This window comes from Streptomyces sp. NPDC001407 (genome assembly GCF_042895325.1).
Lineage (GTDB): Bacteria > Actinomycetota > Actinomycetes > Streptomycetales > Streptomycetaceae > Streptomyces.
The window spans coordinates 132648-142936 of the sequence record NZ_JBIAWF010000022.1 but is presented as its reverse complement, the minus strand read 5'-3'; the positions used below and the strand labels follow the sequence as shown (position 1 = coordinate 142936).

Below are 10289 nucleotides of genomic sequence, written 5' to 3'. Positions count from 1 at the left end.
CAGCAGCCTCGGCTACCTCAGCCCTGCCGAGTACGAGGCCGCACTCGCGGCCTGACCGACACAACCAACGTGTCCGTCAAAGCGGAGCAAGCTCACCCCGGGCAAAGGCCAAGACGCCACGGCCTCACCTCAGGACAGAGCGTCTTCCCCTCTGCCGTAACCGCCCTGACCTGCGCTTGCAACGGCCAAGACGGCGAAGACGGACCACGCCAGCGGGCCCTCTCCACCACCACCGCAGGAGCACCGCACCCCGATGACCACCCTCGCGATATCCGCCCCACCGCGCACCAGCCAGCGCGCCACCGGCTGGGACCGTGCCGCGATCCTCACTCTCGGCGCCGCCGGATGCGCCCTGTCCTACGACGCCCTCCAGCAGATGGCCGTCGCCATCCACGTCCGCGGATTCCTCACCTATCTCTTCCCGCTCGTGATCGACGGGTTCATCGCCTATAGCGTCCGCGCTCTCCTGGTCCTGCGCACCGCGCCCTTCCGCGCCCGCCTGTACGTGTGGACCCTCTTCGGCACCGCGACCACCGCGAGCATCTGGGCCAACGCCCTCCACGCCGTACGCCTCAACCAGCAAGGCCCCGCCGGGGACCTCCATCTGGGAGACGCCACGGTCGGCATCCTGTCCACCCTCGCCCCACTTGCCCTCGCGGGAGCCGTCCACCTCCACATCCTCATCACCCGGGAGACCACTGCCGACACGGCAGCCATGCCGGCACCCACCGAGGCTCCGGAACTGCCCACCGGGGATTCGGAACCCAAACGGCGAGGCGGCCGCCCGGCGGACGCCACCGTCGAAGAGCTCATAGAGATCGGGCGTATCGCCGCAGCCGAACATGGCCGCCTCTCTCGCGCGGTGGTCTTGAACGCCATACGGGACAAGGGCCTCAAGGTCGGCGGAGAACGGCTGACCGAGGTCATGAACGCCCTGCGGACCGAATTCGAGACCGACTCGAACACCGGCTGACCGTTCGTCCCGCCGGACCAGCCGGGGTGGTCGGAACCCCTTCCGACCACCCCACCGCCCCGCCCGCACAGCTTGTCCCCACCCCTGTGGACCGCAGCAGGGCCCCGCGCACCGCCGAGCCTCGCCCGCACTCATTGCCGGACCACTCATACGGCATCCGCCACACCGCCCCGCCCTTCCCGGAGGCCACCCGTGACGCACGACCCGCATCACCCCGACTACCCCGCCGACGAGCCCTCGCTCCTGACGAAGTCCCCTAAGCTGATGGACCGTTTGCGGCGCGCGTTCGGGAAGACGGCCCCTGGCGGAGCCAGTAGTACCCCGAGTCCGACTCAAGGCCGGACTCGGGGAATCTCCGCCCCAGGGGTGGCGGAGACGGCCCAGCGCCAGGGGGCGCCGGACCAGGAAGCCGGGGCGGAGGGCGGCCCCGACCCGGACACCCTCCACGCCGTCCAGCGCGAGATCCTCCGCCCCGTACGCTCCGGCGAGCCCACGGCCGGCGAGCCCACCGTGAAGAGCGCCCAGCCCACGATCCGCCGCTTCACCGGCACCAAACGCGACCAGCGCGTCGGCCCCCTGCGGTTCCTCGACGACGAGCTGACCCTGCTCCAGGAGACCGCCACCGAACACGGCTACAAGGGCGAGTCCGGCTTCGCTGCCGACGTCGTCCTCGCCTTCCTCACCGGCCGGTTCACCGCCAACCTCCCCCTGTCCGAGGACCGCCGCCGCACCCACGTGTTCCGCGCCCAGGTCCTGCGCCAGCTCAACCGAATCGGCGTCAACGTCAACCAGATCGCCCGCGCCCTCAACAACGACCACACCCCACCCGACATCCGCCAGCGCCTCGACGAACTCCACCACCTGCTCACCCTGATTGCGGAGGCCCTGCGCCAGCCCGCCGCCCCGACAGAGGACCTGGTCGCGTGATCGCCGCCATAAAACCGCCCGGCTCCAACACCCGCGGCCTGCTCGCCTACCTCTACGGCCCCGGACGCCACGACGAACACCTCGACCCGCACATCGTGGCCGGATTCGCGATGCTCGGCATGCCCGACCCCGGCCGCGACGAGAACGCCACCCTCACCGAACTCGCCCGCCACCTCGACGAGCCCGTCCGACTGCGCAACAGCGAGTTCGGCCAGAAGATCACCGACCACGTCTGGCACTGCCCCATCCGAGCCGCACCCGAAGACCGCTACCTCTCCGACACAGAGTGGGGCGAGATCGCCCAGCGCATCGTCCAAGCCGCTGGCATCGCCCCTGCAGGCGACGACCTCGCCTGCCGCTGGATCGCCGTACGCCACGCCGACGACCACATCCACATCCTCGCCACCACCGTCCGCGAAGACGGCCGCCGCCCCAAACTCCACAACAGCGGCATCCGCGTCGGCGACGAATGCCGCGAGATCGAGAAGGACTACGGCCTGCGCCGCCTGAAGAAGGGCGACCGCACCGGCACCCGGCGCCCCACCCAGGCCGAGATGCACAAAGCCGAACGCCTCGGCTGGGGACAGACCAGCCGCGAATGGCTCCAGGACCGCATCCGCGCCGCCATCCCCCACGCCACCAGCGCCGAGGAACTCCTCGCCTACCTCGAAGCCGACGGCATCGAGGTCAAGGCCCGACGCAGCCCGTCAGGAGATCTCCTCGGCTACGCCGTCGGCCGCCGCGGCGACCTCAACAAGAACGGCGAGCAGATCTACCACCCCGGCGGGAAGATCGCCCCTGACCTCTCCCTGCCCAAGCTCAAAGCCCGACTCGAATCCAGCCAACCCGAAGAGCACCCCACCGCACGCCGCAACCACCCGAACACCCCCTGGCATCAAGCCACCGACGCGCTGGACGTCCTCTGCGTCGACCTCGCCGACGACATACGTGCTCAGGCCCACATCACCGCCCTCGGCGAACTTCTGGAGGCCACCGCCCAGAAGGCCCCCGCCAACCTGCACACCGAGCTCCATGCCGCCTCGCAGGCGTTCGCCCGAGCCCAGCGCTCCCAGATCCGGGCCGAAGACCGAGCAGCCTGGGCTCTCCGCAGCGCGGCGCGCGACATCGTCAACACCGCAACCGGACCCGACGGCAGCGTCCTTGCCACCCTGCTCGCAGCCCTCGTCTGGGCCGCGATCGTCGCCGAACGCTGGCACGAGGCGAAGAGTCACGCTCACCAGGCCGACGCGGCTCGCCAGACCGTCTGGCATCTCCAGGTTGCTGCCGACCGCACACTGACTCCGCTGCTTGCCGAACTCGAAGCCCGCCCGCCCAGGAAAGAGGCCCGCCTCGCCCTCGTCAGCGACGTACGCGCAGCTGTCCCCGACCATGCCGAACGGATCCTCGCCGACCCCAGCTGGCTGGCCCTCGCCACCGTCCTGGCCGATGCTGAAGCCGGCGGCCACAATCCCCACCAGCTCCTCAAGGAAGCCGCCGCTCAACGCGAATTGACCACTGCCCGCCAGCCGGCCCGCGTCCTGATCACCCGCATCCGGCACACCGCCCGCAATCCCGTACCCAATCGCCGCGCCGAAGCAGCCCGCCGACGTTCGACCACCACGGCTCACGTTGCTACCCAGCAGGCACGCAACCCCATGTCCGCAGTGACTACGGCGCCAGCCAAGTCGCAACACCAACATCGCCGATAGACCGCCCCACACCCGCTGGGGCCGCTCACCTCAACACGAGCAGCCTCGGCGGCTACCTGGGGCCAGCATCGGAATCACGACAGCAACGTCACCGTGTATAGAAGCCGACCAGTTCATCCATACGAGATGCGGGAGGAGGAACATCTGCTGCCTGGCGCCGAGAGGGTCCGTACCTTGGCCGGGGTGACAGTCCGCTATCAAAGTCAGGGATTACCGCTGGCACGCTACGAGTTGTCTCGTGCAGACAGACGTCGGCAGGAAGAGGCGGAGAGCATCGCTCGATGGGTCGCGGAACAGCTTGCCAAGGCACCGCCCTTGGGCCCGGAGCAGCTCAAGACAATCGAGGCACTGCTCAGCAGCGCGGATTCTTCCCCAAGGGAGTACGCACGGTGGCGGGTACGTCTCTTCTGCGGACACATCGCGGAAGTGGAACGCCCCGCAGATCAGGACCGACCCGACGAACGCCTCTGGGACAAAGAGACATGCAGCGAATGCGGGCTCTCTCCAGCGGTCATCGTCGCCTTCGAACACATCGGGCTGGTTTGCGAGCCTTCGCCCCCACCCACGCCACCGACTCCTCCAGCGCGGAAGAAACCATCGCGTGCTGAACTCGAACTTCGTGTCGCCGCCCTGGAGAAGGAGAATGAACGCCTGCGGGCGGAAAACCTCCCCAACTGATTCACAGACCGATCAGCAGAACTGGGCTGAGTGCCCTGCCGACAGCTTCCTCACACTGAGGCCACTGAACACGTCCGATACCCGAAGATCATTTCGCGGTAACTGTTGCGGATGTCGGTGAGGGGCTGGCGGTCGCGGGTGTAGTAGAGCTTGTTGGTCAGCAAGACGGCCCAGGTTCCCTGTTTCGGGGAGATCCACATGCCGGTTCCAGTGAAGCCGTAGTGGACGTAGATCCGGTCAGCGGGGTTGGTACCGGGGGCAGGGTGCCAGAAGAGGCCGCGGACGGGTTCCAGGGCGCCGGTCTGGACGGTCAGTGACTCCTCGACCCAGTTCGGCCCGAACCCAGGTGCCGTGGGGGCCGTGGCGGGGTCAAGCATGTAGCGCAAGAAACGAGCCAGGTCATCAAGGACGGAGAAGGTGCCGGCGATGCCGCAGATGCCGCCGAGGAGGCGGGCGGAGAAGTCGTGGGCGGTGCCCTTGAGGTGGCGGCCGGTGTCCTCGTCGAGTTCGGTGGGGGCACAGCGGGCGGCCAGCTCGGACGGCAGGGGGCCGAAGCGCGTGTGGGTCATGCCGAGCGGCTGCCAGATGCGGGTGCGGGCGAGCTGGTCGAGGCTCTGGCCGGAGAGATGTTCGGCGAGGTAGCCGAGGATGAGGGCGGCCCGGTCGGTGTATTCGACGGCTTCGCCGGGCGGCCGGTGCAGGGCCTCGTGCAGGACCCCGGCCCGGATGGCGGCGGGGTCGGTGCCGTAGAGGTTCTTCAGCTGGGCTCGCAGCGGGACACCGGCGGTGTGGGTCAACAGCTGGCGGGCGGTGACCTGGCCGAGCGGGTGGCCGGTGACCTCGGTCCACAGGCCGTCGAGCGGTTCGTCGAGCGGGAGGGCGCCGTCCTCCCACAGGGCGCCGATGACGGACCACACGGCGAGGATCTTGGTGAGGCTGGCGATGTCGAAGACGGTGTCCGGCCGCATGGGGAGGTCCGGCTGGGCGGGGTCGAGGGCGCCGGCTGTGCCGCCGGCCTGGATGCCTGCGGCATTGCCCGTGGCCCATACAGCGCCGGGGTAGACCTTGGCGCGGACGCCGTCCGCCACGAGTTGCTTGATCGTCTCGGTGCTGTCTGCCATGAGCATCTCCGGGGATCGTGGTGCGGGCCCGCCCGTCAGCGTAGTGACGTGGGCGGGCCCGGCTGGGGAAGGCGGGGGTGCGTCAGCTGATCCGGTGGCCGAGTTCGGTCAGGGCCTTGGCGGTGGCGCTGAGCCGGTAGCGGGCCGCGTTGCTGCGTCCGGCCTGCCGGAGGGCGGGCAGCAGGCCGGGGGTGGTGCGGAGACGGTCGATGTCGCGGGCGAGGGCGGCGGGGCGGGTGAAGTCGGTGGCGGTGCCGGAGGCGGCAAGGGTGTCGGCCAGGCCGGGGACAGGCTGGTAGAGCACGGGAAGGCCGCGCGCCTGGGCCTCCAGGGCGACCAGGCCCATGGCTTCCAGGGTGGTGGAGGGCATGACGAGCAGGTCGTGGTCGGCGAAGGATCTCCACAGCTGGGGGCGGCGGAGCCAGCCCAGGTAGCGGATCTTCACCCCGGAGGCCCGCAGGGCGGGGGCGAGGGTGTGGAACTGATCGTGCGGGGCGGCGATGCTCAGCTCGACACCGGTGACCGCGGCCAGGGCCCGCAGCAGGTTCTCGACGCCCTTCTCCGGGGTGAGCCGCCCGGCGTACAGGAGCCGGAAGGGGCCGCCCGGCGTGCGGGGTGATCGGCGAGGCGGGCGGGCGAGGAGCTGGTCGGGGACGCCCCATGGGATGTGGTGGATCTTGGTGCGGTCGGTGTTCGGGGCGATCTGCAGGAGCCGGTCGGCCATGGCCGTCGTTGGTACGACGATGGCGTCGGCATGCCGGGTGGTGTCGGTCAGGACCTGGTGCTGGTGGCGGTTGGCGGCAGCGAAGATCAGGTCGGTGCCGTGCACGAGCGCGATGCTCGGGTGGCCGGGCAGGGCGCGCAGGAGCGCGGGGGCGGCGCCGAAGGTGAGGTGCTGCACGTGCAGGACGCCGATCGTGGCGGGGGCGATCGCGTCGGTGATGGCCCGCTGGAGGACGGCGACGTAGCGGTGGAAGGCCGGGCCGTCCAGGCACTTGCCGACGACCGGCAGGAGTTCGAGTCCGGCCGGTTTGCGGGGGCGTCGGCCGGTGGGGGCGAGCATGAAGGGCCGGGCCGGGATGAGGGGCTGGGGGCCGGTGTAGAGGTCGAGGAAGAGTTCGACGCTTCCGCCCGGACTGCCGGCGGGGAGGTCGAGGGCGGTGGCGACCAGCGGCCCGGACGTACCGGGGGTCATCGGGGGCCTCCGGCGAGTTCGGTGTAGAGGCGGGAGATGTCGATGCCCTCGGTGGCCGCGTACTTCCCGCCGGTGTGCTGGTAGCTGGCGCGGTCGCCGGCGGTGGCGAGGAAGATGAGCTTGCCGAAGGTCATCCGCGGGTAGATGCGCACGGGTTTGGTGGCGCGGATCTCCAGCGTCCAGCGGATGGCGTGTCCGACGTGTCCCAGGGGTGCGGAGACGTGCACCCAGATGCCCAGGGAGCCGGTGGTGCGGTCGCCGTTGAGCATCTGCGCGTACGTCTCCGAGCCGGTCTTCTCGTAGGTGACGCCGAGGTAGAGGACTCCGGGTTCCAGGAGGGTGCCGGTGGCGGGGATGGCGGTCTCGGTGAAGGTGGTGGGTCGGGCAGCGTCGAGGTAGCCGTCGCAGATCCGTAAGGTCTCGCCCAGGCGCCAGTCGTAGGCGTTCGGGGAGAGCCGGGCCGCGTCGAAGGGCTCGATGCTGATCTCGCCGGTGGCGATGGCCTCGGTGATGGCCGCCTTGGTGAGGATCACGAGGAGGCCGCCTGTTCCGTGAGATCCTGCCAGGCCCGGGAGGGCTGGGGTCCGCACGAGCCCTGGTACTTGCCTGCGTACAGGTCCACGGGCCCTGTGGCGACGAAGAACATGATCTGCCCGATCTCCATGCCCGGATACACCCGCAGTGGCCTGACGGGGGTGAGCATCAAGGTCCACTGGCCGTGGAAGCCGATGTCGCCGATGGGCGCGGTGATCTCGACGAACAGGCCGAGCCTGCCGACGGACGAGCGGCCGAACAGCAGCGGCACGAAGTGGTTGGAGCCGACCTGCTCGAAGGTGTGGCCGAGGTAGAGCTCGCCGGGCTGGAGGTCGTAGCCGTCGCCGCCGAGGGTGAGGGGGGTCGCGGGGTTGGGGCGGTAGGCGTCGATGACCGGGGAGGTGTAGACGGCGAGGTGGGTGCCGAGGCGGACGTTGTAGCTGTTGGGGTTGACCTGCTCGGGGTCGAAGGGGTCGATCCGCAGTCGTCCGTCCAGGGCGGCGGCGGTGATCTCGGGTCCGGTGAGGATCATCGCGGGAGCCTTCCTTCGCTCAAGGAGTCGTGGTGGGTCAGGACGTGGCGGACGGCCTGGCCGAGGGAGATGCCAGCCTGGCGCCGCCGGTCGCCGAGGAAGTTCTCGGCGAGGAAGTCGGTGGTCAGCACGCTGACCAGCCCGGCAGGCAGCGGATCGGGGGCAGTGACCAGCGGGCCGACCCGCTCGGCCAGGTAGGCGACCAGGCCCGCGGGATCGCCCCGGTGGGCGTCGGGAACGCGAGCGTGCGCCAGCTGGTTGGCGAACGGCTCCATGGCCATCAGGTCGCCGAAGGTCAGGACCATGCCCAGCTTCTGGGGCCGCAGCACGGTGTCGTTGAGGATGACGGCTTCGGCCCCCAGGCCGGAGCGGAGCCGGGGGGCGACGTCGGCCAGGACGCGGTGGCGGTCGGGCACGGTGCCGCGGTAGGACTCGGCGGTGAGCCCCAACGGGGTGTTCAGCCTCTTCCGCACCGCCGCGATCTGCCGGGCGGCGGGCGCCAGTTCCTTCGGCCACGTCGCATGGCGGGTGGGGAAGGTGCAGGTGTGGGCGACCCAGCCGACGCCGACCGGTTCGGCCAGCGCGTATCCGGCCCCGAGTTCGCCGCCTTTGACCACGAGGGTGTCGCCGACCGGCTCGGGCGCGTAGTGGTCGCTGTGGCAGTGCCCGGCGAAGATGACGTCCAGGAACGGGCACTCGGCCGCCAGGGCCAGGTCGTGCTCGAACCCGGAGTGCGACAGCAGCATCCAGGCGTCCGCCTCGTGGTGGTGGGCCAGCAGCACCTCGCGCAGAGCCCGCACCGGGTCGGTCGCCCGGTGCCCTTGCCGCTGGCGGGCCGGGATGTCGCCGAAGGCGTCGGTGCCGATGACGGCGGTGACCGCGACCCTCCGGCCGCCGATGCGGAAGATCCGCAGGCGGTCGAACAGGTGTCGCCCGGTGGCGTCGTCGACAGCGTTCGCGCACACGGTCAGGGGGTGAAGCTCGGGCTCGAAGTGGTGGGGCCAGCCGTGGTTGCCGGGAGCGAGCACGTCGTACAGCCCCGTGAGCAGGGCCCGTTCGATGGAGCCCTGGCCGAGCCGGTAGTAGCCGCTGCCCTCGAAGAAGTCGCCGCAGTCCGCGACCAGGGAGGTGGCCCGTATCTGGCTGAGGTGGTCGAGCATGCCGGTGGCCTGGTCGATGGCGGAGTGGAAGTCGGTCGTCGCCACGATCCGCTCCAGCACCCGGGCGGTCATCGGACCAGCTCGGTGAGGTCGGCGCCCAGCGCGCGGAGCTTGCCCGGAAGGTCGGCGTGTCCGCGCCGGAGCTGGTCCAGGCCGGTGAGCGTGGTCGTGCCGCGGGCGGTGAGGGCGGCGATCAGGAGGGCGGAGCCGGTGCGGATGTCGGTGGCCTCGACCAGCGCGCCGGTCAGCCGCTGGGGACCGGTCAGGCGGCACTGGGTGGGCGAGAGGGCGTCGATGCGGGCGCCGAGCCGGGCCAGTTGGGGCAGGAGGTTGTGGTGGCGGCCGGGGTTGATGGAGTCGCCGAACAGGTGGGTGCCGGGCAGGCCGAGCGCGAGGGCCATCAACGAGGGTTCGAAGTCGGCGTCCAGGCCGTCCGGGGCGAGGGAGGCGATCGCCCGCAGCGGGCGGCCCGTCGGCTGGGCGTCGGGGTGCACGGTGACCGCGTCGGCGGCAACGCTGACCGGGATCCCGGCCTGGTTCAGTAAGCCGGCGAGAAGTCGGACATCGCCGCCTCGCAGGCCCTCGATCCGTCCGGCCCCGCCCGTGGCGGCGAGGGCGCAGGCCAACGTCCCCGCTTCGATCTTGTCGCCGGGCACCCACCAGTGAAGGCCGCCGCCCGCAGCCTGCGGCGGGGCCAGGGTGATCGTCTCGTCGCTCGCATGGACGTCCCAGCCGCCCTCCTGGAGGACGGCCAGGAGCGTGGTGGTCTCGGGCGAGAGGTTCGGGTTACCCAGGACCAGGCGGCAGTCGGCCACGACGGCCCGCAGCACGGCGGCGATCGTCGCGCCACGCGAGCGGAACGGCAGGTCGAGCCTGACCTGCCCGAGCTTGCGGCCGGACGCGGTGACGCAGTACCGCCCCTCGTCGCTTCGCACGGTGTCGCCGAACGTTTCGTAGATCTTGAAGTGTTCGCCCATGCCCCGCTCGCCGATGTGGCAGCCGCCGGGCCACGGCAGCACAGCCGATCCGTACAGGGCCAGCAGGGCCGGGACCAGGTAGTAGGAGGCCCGGATGCAGGCGGCGTCCGGCAAGTCGGGGGTGGCCGGGCCCAGCGTGCCGGGCCACAGGATCAGGCTCCCGCTCTCGCCGACGGGGTAGGAGATACGGATGCCGCACTGCCGGATCAGGTCCAGCATCAGCTGGACGTCCGCGCTGGCGGGCACGTTGCCCAGCCTCACGTGCCGCCCGGTGGCGGCAACGGCGGCCAGCAGGGGCAGGCAGGCGTTCTTCGAGCCGTCTACCGTCACGACGCCTCCGAGTGGGCTGCCGGGCCGGACGGTGAGTGCGTGCGGGGCAGCCGCCGCAGGGGCGGGTACGGGCAGGGATGACACCAAGGCCTCCAAGTCGAGGAAGATGCCGGGAAGTCGAGAGGAGCGGGACCGGTCTGGGAGGCCGGGCCC

General features: G+C 70.7%; 10 protein-coding genes. 4 read left to right on the top strand and 6 right to left on the bottom strand.

Going from position 1 to position 10289, the window contains the following annotated elements:
- Positions 1-253: 253 nt before the first annotated feature.
- The 4 genes from ACFY1P_RS26850 (at position 254) to ACFY1P_RS26835 (ending at position 4287) form a co-directional block, all read left to right on the top strand.
- Entirely contained in the window at positions 254-973 is a 720-nt protein-coding gene (locus ACFY1P_RS26850; protein WP_390752089.1) for a DUF2637 domain-containing protein, read from the top strand.
- A 366-nt stretch (positions 974-1339) separates the two neighbouring features.
- A complete protein-coding gene (locus ACFY1P_RS26845) occupies positions 1340-1900 on the top strand; it encodes a MobC family plasmid mobilization relaxosome protein (protein WP_390752088.1) in 561 nt (186 codons plus the stop codon).
- Entirely contained in the window at positions 1897-3609 is a 1713-nt protein-coding gene (locus ACFY1P_RS26840; RefSeq protein ID WP_390752087.1) for a relaxase/mobilization nuclease domain-containing protein, read from the top strand. The genes ACFY1P_RS26845 and ACFY1P_RS26840 overlap by 4 nt, the downstream gene beginning before the upstream one ends.
- 126 nt (positions 3610-3735) lie before the next feature.
- A complete protein-coding gene (locus ACFY1P_RS26835) occupies positions 3736-4287 on the top strand; it encodes a hypothetical protein (RefSeq protein ID WP_390752086.1) in 552 nt (183 codons plus the stop codon).
- A gap of 50 nt (positions 4288-4337) precedes the next feature.
- On the opposite strand, the gene ACFY1P_RS26830 is transcribed toward ACFY1P_RS26835, so the two are convergent.
- From ACFY1P_RS26830 to ACFY1P_RS26805, 6 genes are all read right to left on the bottom strand, one after another.
- On the bottom strand, positions 4338-5408 hold the full coding sequence (locus ACFY1P_RS26830; protein ID WP_390752085.1) for a serine hydrolase domain-containing protein: 1071 nt from the start codon (positions 5406-5408) through the stop codon (positions 4338-4340).
- An 82-nt stretch (positions 5409-5490) separates the two neighbouring features.
- The gene (locus ACFY1P_RS26825; RefSeq protein WP_390752084.1) at positions 5491-6603 is read right to left on the bottom strand and encodes a glycosyltransferase family 4 protein; all 1113 of its coding nucleotides are present in this window, start codon (positions 6601-6603) and stop codon (positions 5491-5493) included.
- The gene (locus ACFY1P_RS26820) at positions 6600-7136 is read right to left on the bottom strand and encodes a deoxycytidine triphosphate deaminase (protein WP_390752083.1); all 537 of its coding nucleotides are present in this window, start codon (positions 7134-7136) and stop codon (positions 6600-6602) included. Before ACFY1P_RS26820 ends, ACFY1P_RS26825 begins: the two co-directional genes overlap by 4 nt.
- Positions 7133-7669 carry a dCTP deaminase gene (gene dcd, locus ACFY1P_RS26815; protein WP_390752082.1) on the bottom strand — a complete coding sequence of 179 codons (537 nt, stop codon included), beginning with the start codon at positions 7667-7669 and terminating at the stop codon, positions 7133-7135. The genes ACFY1P_RS26820 and dcd overlap by 4 nt, the downstream gene beginning before the upstream one ends.
- The gene (locus ACFY1P_RS26810; protein WP_390752081.1) at positions 7666-8901 is read right to left on the bottom strand and encodes a bifunctional metallophosphatase/5'-nucleotidase; all 1236 of its coding nucleotides are present in this window, start codon (positions 8899-8901) and stop codon (positions 7666-7668) included. The genes dcd and ACFY1P_RS26810 overlap by 4 nt, the downstream gene beginning before the upstream one ends.
- A complete protein-coding gene (locus ACFY1P_RS26805) occupies positions 8898-10211 on the bottom strand; it encodes a UDP-N-acetylglucosamine 1-carboxyvinyltransferase (RefSeq protein WP_390752093.1) in 1314 nt (437 codons plus the stop codon). Before ACFY1P_RS26805 ends, ACFY1P_RS26810 begins: the two co-directional genes overlap by 4 nt.
- Positions 10212-10289: the final 78 nt, after the last annotated feature.

Coding starts and splice junctions, on each gene's coding strand:
- ACFY1P_RS26810 (WP_390752081.1), bottom strand. CDS start 8,901: ATGACCGCCCGGGTGCTGGAGCGGATCGTGGCGACGACCGACTTCCAC.
- ACFY1P_RS26850 (WP_390752089.1), top strand. CDS start 254: ATGACCACCCTCGCGATATCCGCCCCACCGCGCACCAGCCAGCGCGCC.
- ACFY1P_RS26830 (WP_390752085.1), bottom strand. CDS start 5,408: ATGGCAGACAGCACCGAGACGATCAAGCAACTCGTGGCGGACGGCGTC.
- ACFY1P_RS26835 (WP_390752086.1), top strand. CDS start 3,736: ATGCGGGAGGAGGAACATCTGCTGCCTGGCGCCGAGAGGGTCCGTACC.
- ACFY1P_RS26825 (WP_390752084.1), bottom strand. CDS start 6,603: ATGACCCCCGGTACGTCCGGGCCGCTGGTCGCCACCGCCCTCGACCTC.
- dcd (WP_390752082.1), bottom strand. CDS start 7,669: ATGATCCTCACCGGACCCGAGATCACCGCCGCCGCCCTGGACGGACGA.